The following is an 18,079-nucleotide window of genomic DNA, read 5'->3' as shown; positions in this document are numbered from 1 at the left end:
GCTATACGGCCGCTTCCTCAGATTTCGCCGCCGTAGCTCAGTGGTAGAGCGCATCCTTGGTAAGGCTGAGGTCGTGGGTTCGATTCCCCCCGGCGGCACCATCCGAGATCCCGACGGGGCCTGGCATTCGTGTCAGGCCCCGTTCGGCGTTCTGGCCCCGACAAAGGAGCCCCTGTCGCACCGACAATACGAAGCGTTCGCCTTTTCAGCGCCTTATTGTATCGACACGCGCCGAACGACGATGGTAAGCTTCACCGTCTGCGCAGGGCGCGCGTTCTCTAAGGATAACAAGATGTTCAAAGTTCTCGCGCGCCGCGCCTTCCTGGCTGCTGCGGTCTCGGCCGTCGCCCTCGGCTCCATGGCCTTTCAGTCCAACGACGGCAACGACCGTCGCGTCCTGATCATCAACGCCACGGGCGTGACCATGACCCATTTCTACGCCTCCAACTCGGGCGAGAACGACTGGCAGGAAGACATCCTCGGCCAGGACGTGCTGCGCAACGGAGCCTCGGTGAAGGTCAACATCGACGACGGCTCGGGTGCCTGCATCTATGACTTCAAGGCCCGTTTCGCCGACGACGACGAGCTGGAACGCTATCGCATCAACGTGTGCCAGATCAGCGAATACCGCTACACCGCCGGCTGATCGAAAATCCCGGCTGAACAGCCGGGTCATCGATCCAGATCAGAAGGGCCGTGCCTTACGGGCGCGGCCCTTTTTCGTGCTGTCGTCTTCGTCAGTCGCGCCCTGATCGGGCCGAAAAATCGAGCTGTCGCCACGGCGGAATCGTCGAATGCCGTTTCCGGGTCTCGGTCTCGTCCACGTCATCGCGACGTTTGTCCGGAACGGCATAGGGCAAATCGCTGAAATACGGATCGCCGTAGCCATAACCCGTCCCATAGCCATAACGGGCTCCATAGCCGGGACCGTAGCCGTAGATCGGATAGCCGTTCTCGACCTGGCGGTAACTCAGGCTCAGCCGCCCCGTCTCGCCCACGGGTACGGAGACGGCGACACCATAGTCGCGATAGTCCCCGGTACCGACGCCGACGCTGAACTGGCTGTGCATCTGGCGGTCGTCGACCGGTCCGGACCCGGGTCCTTGCGCAAACGGCAGGGTCTCGGGTGAGCGATCATCGATCCAGCGGGCGATCTGCTGGTCGGTGGTCAGCCCGTGGGGAGCGGCCGCCTGGGCCGCGGCCGCCGGAGATGCCGCCTCGGGCATTTCGGTGGCGTCCAGCTGGACCGTCGTGGCCGGAGCGGTCGCAACGACGCCGTCCGGGTCATCGCCTGCAAACAGGGCAACGACGGCGAATAGGCTGACCGTCAACATAGGCTATACTCCCGAGTGCAAACACCATCCTAGCCCTGATTGCGGCCAAGGTCAGGCGATACCGTCGCCGCGTCCCAGAGGGTCCGGCAGCGGCTCACCCGCGGCCACAAAGGTGAGGGCCACCGAGTTGATGCAATAGCGATCGCCGGTCGGCGGCGGGCCGTCCGGAAATACATGTCCCTGGTGGCTGTCACAGCGAGCACAGCGAGTCTCGGTGCGTACCATGCCGTAGGCGGTGTCGTGGACGGCGTGAACATGGTCGGGATCGACCGGCTCGGTAAAACTGGGCCAGCCCGTGCCGCTCTCGAATTTTGTACCGGTGCGGAACAGCGGCAGGCCGCATTCGCGGCAACAGAACACCCCGGCCCGCGTCTCGCCCAGCAGGGTGCCGCAGAACGGAGCTTCCGTGCCGTGGGCCAGCAGCACCCGCTTTTCTTCAGGCGACAGATCGGCTTCCAGTCGGGCGCGCTCGGCCACGTCGGGCGGCGTCAGGTCAAATCCGGAAGCAGAACGGGGTGAATCGGCAGGGGACGGGGTCTGGGTCATGCCCCACACATGGGAAGGGCCGGACAGGGCTTCCACCCCGTCCGGCCCGACTTTCGTAAACACCTGCGCTCAAGTAGCGCGAAGCGCGGTAGCGCCCCGAAGACCGCGCTCAAGCAGCGCGCAGCGCGGTAGCGCCTCGGGAAAGCGCGATAGCGCCCTAGAAAAGCGTTCCGACCCAGGTCCGAACCGCAACCTCATCCGCCGGATTGCCGGTGAAGGTCAGGCCCTCGGCCGGGGTGAAGGGCTGATGGCTGGGGCGCTGGCGCGAGGTCCAGGCCTTGTGGCCATAGCTCAGGTCCGAATAGTTCGACGGCAGTCGCACATCGGTGCGTTCGATGAAGATCGAATCGGTGGCCGTGGTGGCCCCGACCAGCCGTACATTCGGCAGGCGCGTGAGCAGGTCCAGCGTGTCCAGGCAACCGCCCGAGCAACCACTGTCGACCAGAACCACGACCTGGCCCTGAACCGGGTTCGGCGCGCCTGTGTCCTGCACCGCCGGACGACCGGCCAGGGTGAACAGGGGCTGGTTGGCTGCAAGTGCGGCGTCGAAGGCCGCGATGATGGCCCGGGTCTCCTCGATCACGGGACCGCTTTCCTGGACGAAGCGCGGATCGGCTTCCATCCGGGCCAGCGTCTCGACGAACCACTGACGGTTGCCGGCGGTAGCGCGATAGGTGATCTCGCCAGCCGCCGGCTGACGGCTGACCGTGAACTCGGGGGTCCAGATGCGGTTGGCCAGGCCATAGCCGCGGGTGGTCGAGCGGTACGACTGGCCCGAGGCCCCACGCAGATCCAGCACGAAACCCTGCGGTCCGTGCAGCGAGGCGATGTCACCCTCGATCTGGGCGTTGAAGGCGTCCCAGCCGGCGCTATCGGCGAACGAATGAACATGGACCCACGGCCGTCCATTGACCTGTTCGACCGCCAGCGGCGTCGCGCCGGGCATATAGACCGTTGCGCGATAGGCCTCTTCGATGGTGCCCGGTTCGATCGTCTGCGGACGCAGATCATAGTCGCGCGAACGACGGCCGTTCTTGAACTTGCAGGATCCCGGAACGCCGCCGGTCCACTGGTTGTTGCGATTCCACAGGAGATAGGGGGCGCTGCGAACACGTCCGGCTTCAGTGGTCAGGTCGCCTTCCCAACGGTCCAGACGCGCCATGGCCATTTCCTCGGCGGTCTTGCCCTGACATTCGACCAGCACAGCCCCGACCGGCGGCAAGCCGCGCACGCCCGGCTTCACATAGGTCACCTCATAGGCACCGTTACGCCAGCCCGTCGTGAATCCGGGCCAGCCGGTCACGAAATAGGGACCCAGCCCCTCAAAGGTCGGGGTGATATCAATGTTGGAATCGCGGAAGCCTGCCCCGTAGTAGCGCATCAGATAGGCGTGGGCGTCGCCGCTGTTGACCTGTGCGGCCTTGGCCACGGAATCGGCGAGACCGGCGTCAAGCCAGTCACGGAAGGACTGGCTGGCAGCCCCCGGCAACACGGCTGCGGGGTGGTTGTCGCGCAGGGCATCATGGGCGGCGGTCAGGTCCTGGCGAGCCAGAGCGCGGAAATCCTGGGCCACGGCGGCACCGGCGCTAAGGACGAGCGCAAGACCAGCGGCCGAGGCGGTGAGTAGGCGTTGCATCAATAAGAACTCCAGGAACCGTCACAGGAAGGTAAGCGAGTTAAAGCCGATCCGGGGCAGGCTTGCCAAGCCCGAACCCGGACGAAACGAACATCCCGCCCTTGTTTACTCCCAAGCGAACGCGGCCTAATCGGGGCGGTCGCTTCACGCACAGATCACGTTCAGTTCAGAACGCGCTTCGGGCTTACGCATGTTTTCAAAGATATTGATCGCCAATCGTGGCGAGATCGCCGTCCGCATTATCAAGACCGCTAAACGCATGAGCATACGCACCGTGCAGGTCTATTCCGAGGCAGACGCGGGCTCCCTGGCGGTCGAAATGGCCGACGAAGCCATCCTGATCGGCCCCGCACCGGCGGCCCAGTCCTATCTTCTGGAAGACAAGATCGTCGACGCGGTGCGCCAGTCGGGGGCTGAAGCGGTTCACCCCGGATTCGGCTTCCTGTCGGAAAATGCCGGCTTCGCCCGCCGCCTTGAAGCCGAAAACATCACCTTCATCGGCCCCAATCCCCACGCCATCGAGGCGATGGGCGACAAGATCACCTCAAAGAAATTCGCGGCCGAGGCCGGGGTCTCGACCGTGCCGGGTCACATGGGGCTGATCGACACCACGGACCATGCCGTTCAGATCGCCAACGAGATCGGCTATCCGGTGATGATCAAGGCGTCGGCCGGCGGTGGTGGCAAGGGTATCCGCGTCGCCCATTCCGATGACGACATGGCCGAGGGTTTCGCCGCGGTGAAGGCCGAGGCCCTGAACGCCTTTGGCGACGACCGCGTCTTCATCGAGAAATTCATCGTCAATCCGCGCCACATCGAGATTCAGGTGCTGGGCGACAAGCACGGCGGCCTGGTCCACCTGTTCGAGCGCGAATGTTCGATCCAGCGCCGCAACCAGAAGGTCATCGAGGAGGCCCCCTCCCCCCTGCTCGACAAAAAGACCCGCCGCGCCATGGGCGAACAGGCCATCGCGCTGGCCCGGGCCGTCAACTATGACAGCGCCGGCACCGTCGAATTCGTCGCCGGTCAGGATAAATCCTTCTTCTTCCTCGAGATGAACACCCGGCTTCAGGTCGAGCATCCGGTCACAGAACTGATCACCGGCGTCGATCTGGTCGAGCAGATGATCCGCTCGGCCGCCGGCGAGAAGCTGGCGTTCGATCAGGACGACCTGAAAATCAACGGTTGGGCCATCGAGAGCCGCATCTATGCCGAGGACCCCTATCGCGGCTTCCTGCCGTCGATCGGCCGGCTGATCCGCTACGAGCAGCCCGAGGAAGGCCCGCAGGAGGGGCCCGAGGGGCCCTATGTGGTGCGCAACGATTCCGGCGTCCGCGAAGGCGACGAAATCTCGATGTTCTACGATCCGATGATCGCCAAGCTATGTGCCTGGGCCCCGACCCGGGCCGGGGCCGTGGCCGGCATGTCGCGCGCGCTAGAGGACACCCATCTGGCCGGCGTTGGCCACAATGTCCCCTTCCTCGCCGCGGTGATGGACCAGGACCGGTTCCGCTCAGGCGAACTGTCGACGGCCTATATCAACGACGAATTCCCCGACGGCTTCCACGGCGTCCCGGCCGGACCGCTGCAGCGCGACATCCTGGTCGCCACCGGCATGGCCCTGCACGAGATCGTCTCTGACCAGTCCGGCGACCCGTCCGACCGGACCGACTGGATCGTCCAGCTGGACCGCGAACCCGTCCCCGTAAGCCTCGGCTATGACGATGACGAGGCCCTGGTTCTTGATGTCGAGAACGGCGATCGCCTGCTGCGTCTCAGTGAAATCGACTGGCGACCGGGTCTGGCCCAGTTCCGCGCCGTGCTGGACGACGCCCCCTTTACCGCCGAGATCAAGCGCGTCGCCGACGGCTGGGACATCCGCACCCGCGCCACCCGGGCCCGCGTCCGGGTCATGACTCCACGCATCGCCGACCTGTATGCTCGCCTGCCGGAAAAGCTCGCCGCCGACACATCCAAACTGGTGCTGTCGCCGATGCCCGGTCTGGTCGTCTCCATCGCCGTCGTCCCCGGCCAGGAGGTCAAGGCCGGCGAGACCGTGGCCATCATCGAGGCCATGAAGATGCAGAACATCCTCAAGGCCGAACACGACGGCGTGGTCAAAACCGTCAGTGCCAAGGCCGGCGACCCGGTCGCGGCGGATGATGTGCTGGTCGAGTTCGAATAGCGACCCTCAGCGCGCGCACTCGATACAGCTGGTGACCGTGGCGTCCAGGCTCAGCCTCGGCAGGGGGATCGGCTCGCCGCAGCCCCCGCAATAGCCGAAGTCGTCTGTCGCGATCCGTTCAAGGGCGGCCGTGATCATCCGCGCCTCGTGCTGTCGTCGGGCCTGGGCGGCAAAGCTCATCGCCTGACGTTGCATGGCGTCGACGCGCGACAGCCGGCCGACGCTCTGCTGATCCAGTTCGACCGGCTTGCGGTCGTCGTCGGACAGGACTTCCGCCGCCTCAAGCTCGGCCAGCCGGCGCAGCAGGCCCTGCTTCAGCGCTTCCACTGTCGCAGCGGGAAGATCGTCCATGGATCGTGCTCCTGTCCGCGGCCCCGGACAGCCTAACCCCTGATCCGCGACACCGACACCTGGAGCGGCAAATGACAAGCGATCAGGCACGGCCGGCTACGGGACGGCGCGTGCGAGACGGACGGTGTGTGGCTGGACCAGGAGTGACTGTCTGAGCCTGCGGTTACGGAACCGGTAGCGCCACGAAGTCGTTGGGCCTCTGATCGATTGTATCGTCGATAGTCTACCAGTGAGCTTCCGATGAACAGGCTTCTTCCTCTTACAACTGCCCTCGTCCTGACCCTGGGCCTGCCCCAGGTTGCTGCCGCCCAGAACAACGGCAACGGCAACGGTAATCGCGACAAGGGCGACCGGGGCTCCGAGCGCGGTCAACAGGACCGCAGCGATCGCGGCGATGACCGAGGCGAGCGTCGGGCCGAGCGCCGTGAAGACGGCCGAAACGTCCGTGTCGAGGCGCGCCGCGAGGACCGCGAGGATCGCAAGGATGATCGCGACAATGACCGACGCGAACGTAACACAGAGCGCCGTGACGACCGCCGGGTCGTCATCGCCAATGAGGATGGTCGGCCTGTTGTCCTGCTACGCCGGGATAGCAATCGCGGCCTGATCAACGGCTGCCCGCCGGGACTGGCCCGTAAGGACAATGGCTGCCTGCCGCCGGGTCAGGCGCGTCGAATGGCAACCCAAACCCGGTTCGATTCGCTGTGGAACGCCCGCAACGACGAATTCACCTACCGCTATGAGGACGGCTATCTGTATCGTAGCAACCGTCAGGGCTCGCTGCTGGGCTATATCCCTGTGCTGGGCGGGGCCCTGTCACGCGGCAGCCCGTGGCCGGCACAGTATGACTACCAGCCGGTACCCACCTATCTGGCCAACTACTACGGGCTGAACGACCGCAACGACTACCGCTATGCGGACGGCACCGTCTACGGCCTGGATTCCAGGACCCAGGCCATTAGCCAGGTCGTCGCCCTTCTGACCGGTCAGAGCCCGACGGTCGGCCAGCCGATGCCGGCCGGCTATGACATCTACAATGTTCCCAATGCCTACCGGGGGCAGTACGTCGATTCAGCCGCCAGCCAGTACCGATACAATGACGGCTACGTCTATCAGGTCGACCCCAAGACCCGCCTGGTCCAGGCCGCCATCCAGCTTCTCACCTGATCCCGCGACCGGAGACATCGACAATGAAACGATATCTGAGCTGGGCCCTGGCCCCCCTCGCGGTTCTGAGCCTGGCCGCCTGCGGGGGCGACGATGGCAAGTCGGACGGCGCGGCCGAACCCTCTTCCGCGACCCTGGCCGCCACGCTCAAGGGCGACCGGTCGTTCGGCACCCTCGAACAGGTGCTGACCAATGCGGGCCTGATCGAGGTGCTTGAAGGCACGGGGCCCTATACGGTGTTCGCCCCGGCCGACGCCGCCTTCACCACCGCCGGCAGCGACGCTGATTTCACCACCGAGGCCATGCGCGCTCCCGCTGCGGCCCTGCTGCGGGCCCATATCGTGCCCGGTGCCCTGACCCGGGCGGACATCGGCGCGGCCATCGACGGCGGTGGCACCGGCACCATCCAGATGCGCACCATGGCCGACACCCTGCTGAGCTTCACGCGCGATGGCGACGCCATTGTCGTGACCGCCCCTGACGGAGCCCGCGCTCATCTGACCGGCAGCGAGGAACTGGTAAAGAATGGCGTGGTCCAGCCGATCGACGCCCTGCTGATCAAGCCCGCTCCGGCGACCTGATCCGAACCTGAGCTGATCAGATACGGGACCCCCGGCGGGGGTCCCGGGACCGGCCAGCACGCCCTGCCCGAACAGCCAGCGGCTTTAGCCTGCTCCCGACATTGCCGCCGCGGGAAGTCCGTGTCACGCTCACGTCTGGATTGTGAGGGGTCATGGATATTCTCAGCTTTTCCGGACGGGCCAGGCGGATGGACTTCTGGCTGGTCAGTATCGGCCTGTGGTTCGTGCAATCGCTGATCAGCGTCATGCTTGTCTTCTCGGTCCTGCCGCTACTGGTCTCGGCCACCGTCCCCGGCCAGACGGTTCCTGTTGCCGCCATTGTGGGCCTCGTCATGCGCCTGGCCTTCCTCTGGCCGATCACCGCCGTCGCCGTTCGACGCTCGCATGACAGGAACCTGTCGGGCTGGTGGTACGGGGCCTACATCATCGCCGGGTTCGGTCTGGAGATCTGGTCGCTCGCCGCGCTAACGCCAACGATCTCTGTTGGGGGAGCGCCAGTGGGTGTTATGAACGCGCTGGCGATGGCGTTATGGGCGGTCGGCCTCATCTTCCTGATCGTGCTCGGTTTCCTGCCGGGAACGCCCGGTCGCAACCGCTTCGGTCACGCACCACACAGTCGCCATCAGAACTATCGCACGCCGCTCATGGATCTTCCCGGCGAGCCGGTGATCACGGACGAACCCGCCCCGCTGCGCTGATCTGACCGCCGGGCGTTCGAACCTTCCCCTTCCCGTCCGGCCTCCACCGGGGCATGACTCCGCCATGCCTTCGCACCCGCCGACCCGCCCCCGCTCGCTCGCCTCGCCGCCGCCCGCGGTGCGCGGCGAGCCGGTCGGCTTCACAGGGGTACGACTGAGCACCTCCCAGGCGCATGAGGCCCTGACCCGGGCCGCCGACCGTATCGCCCCGCCCCGCAGGCCGTGGGCGCGCGATCCGATCAACATCCTGGCCGTGTCCGGCGGTGCCGCCGGCGGGGCCTTCGGGGCCGGGCTGCTGGTCGGCCTGACCAGGGTTGGACGACGGCCGGCCTTTGCCGTGGTCACCGGGATCAGCACCGGGGCGCTGATCGCCCCCTTCGCCTTCCTGGGTCCGGACTGGGACGACCGTCTGGCCGACGCCTTCACCGGCGGTCTGGCACAGCGTCGACTGAGCCTGTTCGGACTCCTGCCCGGGCGGCGCGCGGGCCTGTATCCGGTCGCGGCGCTCGACGGACTGATCGAACCCTTCATCGACGCGGACCTGCTGAAGGCGGTCGCCGAGGCCCATGCCGCCGGACGGCGGCTGTTCGTCGGCACCACTGACCTCGATCGCCAGCAGGCCAGCATCTGGGACATGGGTGCGATCGCCAGTCAGGGGCAGGTCGAGGGCAAGGGTGAGGCTGCCCTGGCCCTGTTCCGCACCGTCCTGGCCGCGTCGTCCAGTCTGCCGGGTCTGTTTCCGCCCCGGCTGATCGCGTGCGAGAGCGACGGCGAAATCTATCACGAGATGCATGTCGACGGTGGCGTCGCCACGCCGCTGTTTGTCCTGCCCGACGCCCTGCTGCGCTGGAAACAGGTCGGGCGGCGGCTGCGTGGCGGTCGCGTCTATATTATCGTCAACATGGTGCTGGCCCCCGCGCCCCAGTCGACGCCGGACAAGGCCGCAGCCGTCGCCATCCGTAGCTTCGACACCATGCTGCGCTTTTCCTACCGACAGGCCATCAGCGCGGCGGCCGCCTTCTGCGCCGGAGCCGGTTTGCCGCTGGACGTCGCTTCGGTGCCAGCCCGTTCGACCATCGGCAACGGCCTGAGCTTTGACACCGCGACCATGCGCGCCACCTTCGACGATGCGGTGGAGAGCGCCGCCGATCCGGACGTCTGGGTCGCCGCAACCCCCTCCCCTCTGAGCCTGGCCGATCTGCTGACCTGGCCCTTCGGCGGAGAGGATGACGAAGACGGTCGCAAATAGACCGGGAGCACGCGGAACAAGCCGGGGCTAGCCGACCTCGCGCGCCGGCTCGGCCGCGGCAGTCAGGGCCGCGTCGATGCCTTCCAGCAGCGACAGGGCGGTGATCGGCTTGGGCAGGTGCAGGTCGGCACCGGCCGCCAGCGAGTCCTGGCGGTGCCGAACCATGGCATTGGCGCTCAGCATGATCAGCGCCGCCCGCGGCGCGGCCGGCCGGCCCTGTTCCAGCGCCCGGATGGCCCGCGTCGCCGCCAGCCCGTCCATCACCGGCATCTGCATGTCCATCAACACCACGTCGAAATCCTCGCGTTCGAAGGCCGCGACCGCCTCGGCACCGTTCTCGACCGTGACCAGAGTGGCGACCCGTCCGGCCAGGATCAGTTGCACCACCCGCTGATTGACGGGATGGTCCTCGGCCAGCAGGACCCGAGGTCCCTCGGCGGTGACCGGCATGGCTTCGGGGGACTGCGGGAGGTTTCCGGCCAACCCCTGACGTGCGTCGTACTCTTCCAGCGAACGGATGCGCGACATCGGCAGGGTCACGCGGAACAGGCTGCCCTGGCCAGACTCCGAGCGAGCCTCAATGTCGCCGCCCATCAGCTCGACCAGTGACTGACAGATCGACAGGCCCAGGCCCGTACCCCCGAAGCGCCGGGTGATGGTGCCGTCGGCCTGGCTGAAGCGCTTGAACAGGCTGTCCGCGAATTCGGGTCCGAAGCCGACGCCGCTATCCTCGACCTCAAGCGTCAACAGCGCGGTACCGTCCCAAGGATGATCATCCTGAATGTCCATGCCGACCCGGACCCGCCCCGTCTCGGTGAATTTCACGGCGTTCGACAACAGATTGCCCAACACCTGTTTGATCCGGGTGCTGTCACCGAGGAAGTCTCCGCGCGCCGTGGTGCCGCGCTCGACGACGAAATCCAGCCCCTTGGCCTCGGCACGACTCCGCATCAGATCAACGACCACGTCGACCTCGGTCCCCAGATCCATCTCGTGGATCTCGATATCCAGCTGACCGGCCTCGACCTTGGAGACATCCAGAATGTCCGACACCAGCCGCTCCAGCGTCACGCCGGACTGTTCGATCAGCCCGACCATCTCGCGCTGACCCTCTGTCAGACCCGTGCGCTCCAGGGCCGCGGCAATGCCGATGATCCCGTTCAACGGCGTGCGGATTTCATGGCTCATATTGGCCAGGAATTCGCTTTTTGCGAGGTTGGCCGCCTCGGCCGCTTCGCGCGCGGTGGCCATCTCCCGCTCGATGACCTGGCGTTCGGTCACGTCGCGCGCCACAGCGAAGACCCGTTCGCCGGCGCGACGCGCTCGCCACTCCAGCTGACGATAGCTGCCGTCAGCGTGGCGATAGCGATTGACGAAGCCGATGACCTCGCCCTGCGGCTCCTGCCGGTCCAGCCGCTCCATATGAGCCACCGTCGCCTCGACATCCGCTGGATGAACCAGCGGCAGCAACGGGCGACCTTCCAGCTGGTCCAGAGGATAGCCGAGCATAGCCTCCCAGGACCGGTTCAGTTTGACGAACTGGCCGGACAGATCGCGAATGCACAGCAGGTCCAGCGACACGTCGAAAAAAGACGCCATATCCGTCGACAGTCCGTCCCCGACATCCGGCGAAGCCGGGACCTTGTCGTCCACCGGTCTGTCGGTGGCGGAATCGGTCGACGGCATCCTGTGACTCAAGGGAACTACTCCGGCGACTCGGGTTAGGGACGAGTCATCCTGCAGCCATGACGGTTAACCTGACCCTTCCGGCCAAGGGATTTTCCGAATTTGTTCCCACACGGCTCAGATCGGTGGGCGTTCCGGAGCCAGGGCACCGAAGATTTCCAGGGCCGACGCCTTCAGCAGCGCATCCGCCTCGTCCATCGTCGCCAGCACACCCAGATCGACCAGGCTGGTAACCCCGTGTTCCGCTATCCCGCACGGCACGATGCCGCTGAAATGGGTCAGATCGGGCTCAACATTCAAACTGACACCGTGAAAGCTGATCCATTTTCGGACCTTGACCCCGATGGCGGCGATCTTGTCCTCGCGGCTCCAGCCCGCGCCGCGCCGCTCGACCCAGACTCCTACCCGGCCGTCGCGTACCCCGGCCTCGACCCCGAACCCGGCCAGGGCTCCGATCAGCCAGGCTTCCAGACTTCGCACGAATGCCCGAACGTCCCGGCCGCGCTGGTTCAGGTCCAGCATCACATAGGCCACCCGCTGTCCGGGACCATGATAGGTGAACTGCCCACCCCGCCCGGTCCGGTGCACGGGAAAGCGGCTTACGTCCAGCAGGTCGGACTCCCGGCTGGAGACCCCCGCCGTATAGAGCGGCGGATGCTCCAGCAGCCAGATCAGCTCAGAGGCCTCGCCCGCCGCGATCGCCGCCACCCGGGCCTCCATTGCCTGCACCGCGGCGAGATAGTCGACCGGCACCGTCGAGACTGCCCAGCCGACCGGAAGGCCGTCGGAACGAATCAGGCCGGAAGCCTCAGGATTTAACGTGTGGGAAAGCATGACGCTTCAATGTGGGTCCTGAGGGCCCCATGCAAGATGAACCGTCCGCGCAGACCCCAGTATCAGAGTGCGTTGTGAGCCAGATCGAAGCTGTCGATGTCGAGATTTCCGTCGTTCTGGGCCGGTCGGTCCTGCCGATGAGCCAGCTGCTGCGCATGGGCCGTGGGGCCGTGATCCCGCTCGACGCCTCGGAACATGACGAGGTCTGGATCCTCGCCAACAACCATCCGGTCGCCCGGGGCGAGATCGAGATCCGTGAGGATCGCATCGCCATCACCGTGACCCGCACCGCCGACGTCTATGATTTCATGGCCGGGGCCGCCTGATCTACGGCTGGCATTCAAATGCCTGCCCCTTTTCAGCCTGACGCGCGCGATACCGCGGAAATCCAGGCTGTGAGCCGTCAGGTGGATTGTCCTCTTCCCTTTCGCTGATCTCTCCGCTATTGCCCCCGCTCCGATGCGAGCGGTCGTGGCGGAATTGGTAGACGCGCAGCGTTGAGGTCGCTGTGGGGCAACCCGTGGAAGTTCGAGTCTTCTCGACCGCACCATCTGGCTAGACAGGACGAGTCACCGGCTGGATCAGGCTGTACCAATCAGGGAGGCAGACACGTGAAAAACACGGACTCCGCCACCTTGAGCCGGATCAAGGGCAGTGACCCCCTCGTCGAGGACCATGCGGCCCTCGACGAGGACTACGTCCTGACGGCCACATTCGTCGAGAAGGTCGTCGACGCCGCTGATGACGGCGACGGCCAGCGACTACGCTCCCTGCTTGAAGACCTTCATCCGGCCGACGTGGCCGACCTGATGGGATTCCTGACGTCCGAACACCGCGGGGTCGTGGTGTTGTGGCTGCCGGCGGAGCTGCTGGCCGAGACTCTCCCCGAACTGGACGACGGCATCCGCGAGGAGGTGCTGGAACGCGTCCCGCACCTGATCCTGGCCGAGGCCCTGCAGGAACTCGATTCCGATGACGCCGCGGCCGTGGTCGAAGACCTCGAGGACGACCAGCGCGAACGCGTCCTGGCCGCCATGCCCGAAAATGAACGGGCAGCGATCGAATCCTCGCTTGGCTATGCCGAGGATTCCGCCGGCCGCCTGATGCAGCGCGAGGTGATGGCCGCGCCCCAGTTCTGGACCGTCGGCGACACCATCGATCACGTCCGCGGCCAGACTGAAGAGCTGCCTGAGCTGTTTTTCGACATCTATGTCGTTGACCCGTCGAACCGTCCGATAGGCGGTGTGCCGATCAGCTGGCTGCTGCGGGCCAAACGCAATGTGAAGCTGTCGGAATTGATGGAGCCGATCAACGAGATCGCCGTCGGTACCGACCAGGAAGAAGTCGCCTATATCTTCGAGAAATATCACCTGATTTCGGCCCCGGTCATCGATGATGCCGGACGGCTGGTCGGCCAGATCACCGTCGATGACATCGTCAACATCATCCAGGAAGAGAACCGCGAGGACATCCTGCGCCTGGCCGGTGTCAGTGACGAAGGCCGCGACGGCAGCGTGATGGACATCGTGCGCTCGCGCATTCCCTGGCTGATCATCAACCTGGGCACCGCCGTCGTCGCCTCCTCGGTGATCGGCCTGTTTCAGCGTCAGATCGAGACTCTGGTGGCGCTGGCCGTGCTGATGCCGATCGTCGCCTCGATCGGCGGCAATGCCGGCACCCAGGCCCTGACGGTCGCCGTGCGGTCACTGGCGGCCCGCGAGCTTACGGCCGCCAATGCCCTGCGCATCGTTCGCCGGGAGGTCGTGGTCGGCCTGACCAATGGCGTCACCCTCGCGGTCCTGCTGGCCGGGATCGCCGCCATCTGGTTCGGCAAACCCTTGCTGTCGCTGGTCATCGGCCTGTCGGTCATCGTGAACCTGTTCGCCGCGTCCCTCGCCGGCACCCTGATCCCGCTGGCACTCGACAAGCTCGACCGCGACCCCGCCGTTTCGTCCCCCGTTTTCGTCAGCTGGATCACCGATACTGTGGGCTTTTTCGTCTTCCTCGGCCTCGCCGCCCTGGTCCTGATCTAGAACCAGTGATGCGCGGCCCGCCGCTTGCTGGTTCCCCGGTTGGGCGAATGCGCTCGTCTCGATTTGGGTCAGTCTGTTGTCCGAAGTGACCACGAAACACATGAAGGTCTCCCGTGAGGGCGTCGTCCTCATCAAGAGTTTTGCCGGCTTCCGTTCCAGGGCGGTTCGCAGCGAGGATGGCCGCTGGGTCATCGGCTACGGCCATACCGCCTCGGCCCGCGAAGGGTTGGTGGTCGCTGAAGCCGACGCCGAACTGCTGTTGCAGTACGATCTTCTGCCGGTGGTGAAGAACCTCAATCGCGGGATCGGCCGACCGGTCAACCAGCACCAGTTCGACGCCCTCGCCAGCTTCGCCCTGTCCATTGGCGTCGACCGCTTTCTGGGTTCGGACGTACTGCAGCGCCTGAACGACGGTCTGCCGACCCAGGCCGCCGATGCCCTGATCGGCTGGCCGGCCCCGGTGCCTCTGGATGCCGCCACGCGTCGCCGGATCGCCGAACGGGCGCTGTTCAACGCTGATCCGGACCAACCGGTTCATCTGGCCGATCTGTTGATCGCACCCCTGGCTCCGCCGACCACGGAACCGGAAACGATTGCCCCCCCCGTCGCCGCCGTCGCCGCCCGCGCCGCCGCCGTCGCCACCCTGCTGGGCGAGCCCACCGAGGCCGAAGCCCCCCCGGTCGCCACCGAGGCACCGGCTGAGACCGCGGAACCCGTGGCACCCGAGCCCGAAACGACGACCGTTCCCTCCACGCCCTCGCCGGCCCCGGTCGCGACAGAGGCTCCGGTCTCCATCTCGGCCCCGGGCAGTCTGCATCTTCAGCGCTACCTGCCCTATGCGGCGGGGATCGTCGGCCCCCTGCCGGGCGTGACAACCGTGCCCGCGACTCCGACCGCCGCGGCGGAGCCGGCCGCGCCGGCTGTTGATCACGCCGCAGCGGAACCGGTCGCCATGAACGTCGAGATGGCGGCGGCCGTCGAACCGGAGATCTCGACTCCGGAAACGCTAATCGTCGCTGAACCGTCCGTGGAACCGGCCGCGCTCGCGGCTGCCCCGTCACCGGCTCCGTCGACGGAAATCATGGAAACGGGCCCGGCGACCGGCGACACCCTGGTAACGCCATTCGCGACCGCTGCAGCCGTTCCGGCCACGGCCCCGGCGCTGGTGCTGACGCCCGCATCCACCGACCCGGCTCCGGCCGAGGATCGGCCCGCCTGGCCTGACGCCCAGCGCCAGGATTCGCCCCCGAACCAGGAACCACTGTTCGTGGAGGAGCCGGCCGTGTCGGTCCTGCGCCATGAGGTCGAGCCCGACACACCGGCCCGGTTCGAAAAGAGCCAGACCGGTGCCTTTCTGATCATGGGTGGGGTCGGCCTGCTGGCCAGCGCCTTCTCCGCCGCAGCCTTTCGACTCGCCCTCCAAGAGCCGTCGCCAATGGGCGAGACGACCGTCGTCGCCTGGACCCTGGCCGTGATCGGTGGTGTCTGTGTCGTCGTATCGTCGCTGAATCTCTATATGCGCTGGGGTCGCGCCCAGCAGGATGGAACCGAGCCCAGTTAGGGTTTTGCACCGGCTCCCCGCCGGTGCTACGCCCGCCTCATGAGCATCCCGAACGCCCCCCAATCGATGGAATTCGGCCTTGGCGAGACCGCCGACGCCATTCGTGACACCACGGCCCGCTGGGCCGGTGACCGACTCGCCCCGATGGCCGCTGAAATCGACGAGACCAACACCTTCCCCCGCCAGCTGTGGCCCGAAATGGGCGAGTTGGGCCTGCACGGCATCACCGTCGAGGAAGAGTACGGCGGCCTCGGCCTGGGCTACCTCGAACATGTCGTCGCCATGGAGGAAGTCTCGCGCGCCTCGGCTTCGGTCGGTCTGAGCTACGGGGCCCACTCCAACCTGTGCGTCAACCAGATCCGCCGCTGGGGCACAGAAGAGCAGAAACGCAAATATCTGCCCAAGCTGATTTCCGGCGAACACGTCGGCTCGCTGGCCATGTCCGAGGCCGGTTCCGGCTCCGACGTCATGTCGATGCGCACCCAGGCGGCGAAGACCGGCGACCGCTACGTCCTGAACGGCACCAAATTCTGGATCACCAATGCCCCCTCGGCCGACACCCTGGTGGTCTATGCCCGCACCGGCGACGGCAACGGCGGCGTCACCGCCTTCCTGATCGAACGCGGCATGAAGGGTTTTTCGGTCTCGAAGAAACTGGACAAAATGGGCATGCGCGGCTCGGACACGGCCGAGCTCGTGTTCGAGGATTGCGAGATCCCGGAAGAAAACGTCATGGGTCCCGTCGGCGGCGGTGCCGGCGTGCTGATGAGCGGCCTCGACTATGAGCGCACCGTGCTCTCGGCCGGTCCGCTGGGCATCATGCAGGCAGCGCTGGACGTGGTCCTGCCCTATGTCCGCGAGCGCAAACAGTTCGGCAAGCCGATCGGATCGTTCCAGCTGATGCAGGCCAAGGTCGCCGACATGTACGTCGCGCTCAATTCGGCCCGGGCCTATGTCTATGCGGTGGCCCGCGCCTGTGACCAGGGCAAGACCACCCGCTACGATGCTGCCGGCGCCATCCTGCTGGCCAGCGAGAACGCGGTGAAGGTGTCGCTGGAGGCCGTCCAGGCCCTCGGCGGAGCCGGTTACACCAAGGAATGGCCGGTCGAGCGGCTGGTCCGCGACGCCAAGCTGTACGACATCGGGGCGGGCACCAACGAGATCCGCCGCTTCCTGATCGGGCGCGAGTTGCTCGGGAGCTGAGGAACCTGCCAGCGCTTCACCGGTTTCCTTCACTGAAGGAACCTCGCGATGCCCGCACGATCCGCCGCCCAGCAGAAGGCTGCCGGTGCCGCCCTCTCAGCCAAACGCGGTGACACACCACGCTCTGAGTTGCGCGGCGCGGCCCTGGAAATGTTCGAGACGATGAGCGAACAGGCGCTTGAGGATCTGGCCGGAACCTCGCGCCAGGGACTGCCGGAGCACACGGATCGCGATTGATCCGCCGGTTCCCGTCGATTCGTCGGGTCGGCCTGTAGCGCCGGAGGCTCGCCCCCCCTACCTGTTGCACCAGCCCTCCCGGCCAGGACCCTTCGCTTGACCATGACGTCCCTTCCGATCCTGTCACCTGAGGCCAAGCGGACGTTTTCCGAGGTGATCGAGAGTCTGGCCCATGGGGACAACCCCAAACTGACGCTCGCCGAGGTTGTCGAGGCGTTCGGCGAACGGGCGTTCGGGGCCCTGATACTGATGCTGGCCCTGATGTCGCTGCTCCCCTGGCCTCCAGGTGGCAAGGCGGTGTTCAGCGTGCCGATCATGCTGCTGTCGCTCGAACTGGCGATCCAGCGGCAGACCGTATGGCTGCCACGCTGGCTGTTGCGTGTCTCGGTCAGCCGGGAGGCCTATCGCAAGGCCAGCGGCGGTCGGGTACTGCGGGCCATTCGCGCCATAGAGCGACTGACCCGCCCGCGTCTGCCCATGCTAACCGGTGAGGTGGCGGATATGATCACCGGAATCGTCTGTTTTGTCCTGGCCGTGATGCTGGCCCTGCCGGTCCCGCTGGGCGACCTGCTTCCGGCCCTGACCATTGCCGTCTTCGGACTGGCCATTACCCAGCGCGACGGTCTGGCCGTCCTGATCGGTGCCATCGGCACCGTGATCTGTGGCGTCTATCTGGTTCTGGTCTGGGCGACGGTGGTTGCGGTCGTGACAGGCCTGCTGAACTGGTTCAACCACCTGCTCTGACCCCAAGCGGAAGCGCCGGAGAGGTTTCCCCCTC

18 protein-coding genes and 2 tRNA genes are annotated in these 18,079 nt (G+C 66.0%); 14 read left to right on the top strand and 6 right to left on the bottom strand.

Annotation, left to right across the window (positions count from 1 at the left end; translation table 11 throughout):
- Positions 1–26: 26 nt before the first annotated feature.
- Together AAC067_RS05305 and AAC067_RS05300 are read left to right on the top strand one after the other, a co-directional pair.
- Positions 27–101, top strand: a tRNA-Thr gene (locus AAC067_RS05305).
- Between the two features lie 191 nt (positions 102–292).
- Positions 293–646 (top strand): hypothetical protein, encoded by a 354-nt coding sequence (locus tag AAC067_RS05300; protein WP_339930301.1) that lies wholly within the window; start codon positions 293–295, stop codon positions 644–646.
- Between the two features lie 91 nt (positions 647–737).
- On the opposite strand, the gene AAC067_RS05295 is transcribed toward AAC067_RS05300, so the two are convergent.
- From AAC067_RS05295 to AAC067_RS05285, 3 genes are all read right to left on the bottom strand, one after another.
- Positions 738–1,334 carry a hypothetical protein gene (locus tag AAC067_RS05295; RefSeq protein ID WP_339930299.1) on the bottom strand — a complete coding sequence of 199 codons (597 nt, stop codon included), beginning with the start codon at positions 1,332–1,334 and terminating at the stop codon, positions 738–740.
- Positions 1,335–1,385: 51 nt separating this feature from the next.
- Positions 1,386–1,880: a peptide-methionine (R)-S-oxide reductase MsrB gene (msrB, locus tag AAC067_RS05290; protein ID WP_339930897.1), complete on the bottom strand. Its 495-nt coding sequence runs from the start codon at positions 1,878–1,880 to the stop codon at positions 1,386–1,388.
- 157 nt (positions 1,881–2,037) lie between these two features.
- Positions 2,038–3,516 carry a hypothetical protein gene (locus AAC067_RS05285; protein WP_339930297.1) on the bottom strand — a complete coding sequence of 493 codons (1,479 nt, stop codon included), beginning with the start codon at positions 3,514–3,516 and terminating at the stop codon, positions 2,038–2,040.
- A gap of 190 nt (positions 3,517–3,706) precedes the next feature.
- Between AAC067_RS05285 and AAC067_RS05280 the strand changes: the two genes are divergently transcribed.
- A complete protein-coding gene (locus AAC067_RS05280) occupies positions 3,707–5,701 on the top strand; it encodes an acetyl/propionyl/methylcrotonyl-CoA carboxylase subunit alpha (RefSeq protein ID WP_339930295.1) in 1,995 nt (664 codons plus the stop codon).
- A gap of 6 nt (positions 5,702–5,707) precedes the next feature.
- Here AAC067_RS05280 and AAC067_RS05275 read toward each other — a convergent pair whose 3' ends face one another.
- Positions 5,708–6,052, bottom strand: coding sequence for a TraR/DksA C4-type zinc finger protein (locus AAC067_RS05275; RefSeq protein ID WP_339930293.1), 345 nt, complete (start codon positions 6,050–6,052; stop codon positions 5,708–5,710).
- A 240-nt stretch (positions 6,053–6,292) separates the two neighbouring features.
- On the opposite strand from AAC067_RS05275, the gene AAC067_RS05270 reads away from it, so the two are divergent.
- From AAC067_RS05270 to AAC067_RS05255, 4 genes are all read left to right on the top strand, one after another.
- Complete coding sequence (locus AAC067_RS05270; RefSeq protein ID WP_339930291.1) at positions 6,293–7,219, top strand: hypothetical protein; 927 nt, start codon at positions 6,293–6,295, stop codon at positions 7,217–7,219.
- A gap of 23 nt (positions 7,220–7,242) precedes the next feature.
- Positions 7,243–7,800, top strand: coding sequence for a fasciclin domain-containing protein (locus AAC067_RS05265; protein ID WP_339930289.1), 558 nt, complete (start codon positions 7,243–7,245; stop codon positions 7,798–7,800).
- Positions 7,801–7,952: 152 nt separating this feature from the next.
- Positions 7,953–8,498: a DUF805 domain-containing protein gene (locus AAC067_RS05260; RefSeq protein ID WP_339930287.1), complete on the top strand. Its 546-nt coding sequence runs from the start codon at positions 7,953–7,955 to the stop codon at positions 8,496–8,498.
- 64 nt (positions 8,499–8,562) lie between these two features.
- On the top strand, positions 8,563–9,747 hold the full coding sequence (locus tag AAC067_RS05255; protein ID WP_339930285.1) for a patatin-like phospholipase family protein: 1,185 nt from the start codon (positions 8,563–8,565) through the stop codon (positions 9,745–9,747).
- 27 nt (positions 9,748–9,774) lie between these two features.
- On the opposite strand, the gene AAC067_RS05250 is transcribed toward AAC067_RS05255, so the two are convergent.
- Entirely contained in the window at positions 9,775–11,346 is a 1,572-nt protein-coding gene (locus tag AAC067_RS05250; protein WP_339930283.1) for an ATP-binding protein, read from the bottom strand.
- A 204-nt stretch (positions 11,347–11,550) separates the two neighbouring features.
- Complete coding sequence (gene lipB / locus AAC067_RS05245; protein WP_339930281.1) at positions 11,551–12,267, bottom strand: lipoyl(octanoyl) transferase LipB; 717 nt, start codon at positions 12,265–12,267, stop codon at positions 11,551–11,553.
- A 74-nt stretch (positions 12,268–12,341) separates the two neighbouring features.
- Here lipB and AAC067_RS05240 point away from each other — a divergent pair, with 74 nt between their 5' ends.
- The 7 genes from AAC067_RS05240 to AAC067_RS05210 all read left to right on the top strand — a co-directional run bounded on the left by AAC067_RS05240 (position 12,342) and on the right by AAC067_RS05210 (position 18,045).
- Entirely contained in the window at positions 12,342–12,593 is a 252-nt protein-coding gene (locus tag AAC067_RS05240; RefSeq protein WP_300447895.1) for a FliM/FliN family flagellar motor switch protein, read from the top strand.
- A gap of 139 nt (positions 12,594–12,732) precedes the next feature.
- A tRNA-Leu gene (locus tag AAC067_RS05235) sits at positions 12,733–12,817 on the top strand.
- 61 nt (positions 12,818–12,878) lie between these two features.
- Positions 12,879–14,300 carry a magnesium transporter gene (mgtE, locus tag AAC067_RS05230; protein WP_339930278.1) on the top strand — a complete coding sequence of 474 codons (1,422 nt, stop codon included), beginning with the start codon at positions 12,879–12,881 and terminating at the stop codon, positions 14,298–14,300.
- 100 nt (positions 14,301–14,400) lie between these two features.
- Positions 14,401–15,861 (top strand): glycoside hydrolase family protein, encoded by a 1,461-nt coding sequence (locus AAC067_RS05225; RefSeq protein ID WP_339930276.1) that lies wholly within the window; start codon positions 14,401–14,403, stop codon positions 15,859–15,861.
- 39 nt (positions 15,862–15,900) lie between these two features.
- Positions 15,901–17,064: an isovaleryl-CoA dehydrogenase gene (locus tag AAC067_RS05220; RefSeq protein ID WP_339930274.1), complete on the top strand. Its 1,164-nt coding sequence runs from the start codon at positions 15,901–15,903 to the stop codon at positions 17,062–17,064.
- Between the two features lie 48 nt (positions 17,065–17,112).
- Positions 17,113–17,301: a DUF3008 family protein gene (locus AAC067_RS05215; RefSeq protein WP_339930272.1), complete on the top strand. Its 189-nt coding sequence runs from the start codon at positions 17,113–17,115 to the stop codon at positions 17,299–17,301.
- 102 nt (positions 17,302–17,403) lie between these two features.
- A complete protein-coding gene (locus AAC067_RS05210; protein WP_339930270.1) occupies positions 17,404–18,045 on the top strand; it encodes an exopolysaccharide biosynthesis protein in 642 nt (213 codons plus the stop codon).
- Positions 18,046–18,079: the final 34 nt, after the last annotated feature.

Origin of the sequence: uncultured Brevundimonas sp. (assembly GCF_963977465.1) — a bacterium.
Taxonomy (GTDB): domain Bacteria; phylum Pseudomonadota; class Alphaproteobacteria; order Caulobacterales; family Caulobacteraceae; genus Brevundimonas.
The sequence above is the reverse complement of the archived record's forward strand: the minus strand, read 5'-3'. Positions and strand labels throughout refer to the sequence as shown.

Coding starts and splice junctions, on each gene's coding strand:
- AAC067_RS05300 (WP_339930301.1), top strand. CDS start 293: ATGTTCAAAGTTCTCGCGCGCCGCGCCTTCCTGGCTGCTGCGGTCTCG.
- AAC067_RS05295 (WP_339930299.1), bottom strand. CDS start 1,334: ATGTTGACGGTCAGCCTATTCGCCGTCGTTGCCCTGTTTGCAGGCGAT.
- msrB (WP_339930897.1), bottom strand. CDS start 1,880: ATGACCCAGACCCCGTCCCCTGCCGATTCACCCCGTTCTGCTTCCGGA.
- AAC067_RS05285 (WP_339930297.1), bottom strand. CDS start 3,516: ATGCAACGCCTACTCACCGCCTCGGCCGCTGGTCTTGCGCTCGTCCTT.
- AAC067_RS05280 (WP_339930295.1), top strand. CDS start 3,707: ATGTTTTCAAAGATATTGATCGCCAATCGTGGCGAGATCGCCGTCCGC.
- AAC067_RS05275 (WP_339930293.1), bottom strand. CDS start 6,052: ATGGACGATCTTCCCGCTGCGACAGTGGAAGCGCTGAAGCAGGGCCTG.
- AAC067_RS05270 (WP_339930291.1), top strand. CDS start 6,293: ATGAACAGGCTTCTTCCTCTTACAACTGCCCTCGTCCTGACCCTGGGC.
- AAC067_RS05265 (WP_339930289.1), top strand. CDS start 7,243: ATGAAACGATATCTGAGCTGGGCCCTGGCCCCCCTCGCGGTTCTGAGC.
- AAC067_RS05260 (WP_339930287.1), top strand. CDS start 7,953: ATGGATATTCTCAGCTTTTCCGGACGGGCCAGGCGGATGGACTTCTGG.
- AAC067_RS05255 (WP_339930285.1), top strand. CDS start 8,563: ATGCCTTCGCACCCGCCGACCCGCCCCCGCTCGCTCGCCTCGCCGCCG.
- AAC067_RS05250 (WP_339930283.1), bottom strand. CDS start 11,346: ATGGCGTCTTTTTTCGACGTGTCGCTGGACCTGCTGTGCATTCGCGAT.
- lipB (WP_339930281.1), bottom strand. CDS start 12,267: ATGCTTTCCCACACGTTAAATCCTGAGGCTTCCGGCCTGATTCGTTCC.
- AAC067_RS05225 (WP_339930276.1), top strand. CDS start 14,401: ATGAAGGTCTCCCGTGAGGGCGTCGTCCTCATCAAGAGTTTTGCCGGC.
- AAC067_RS05220 (WP_339930274.1), top strand. CDS start 15,901: ATGAGCATCCCGAACGCCCCCCAATCGATGGAATTCGGCCTTGGCGAG.
- AAC067_RS05215 (WP_339930272.1), top strand. CDS start 17,113: ATGCCCGCACGATCCGCCGCCCAGCAGAAGGCTGCCGGTGCCGCCCTC.
- AAC067_RS05210 (WP_339930270.1), top strand. CDS start 17,404: ATGACGTCCCTTCCGATCCTGTCACCTGAGGCCAAGCGGACGTTTTCC.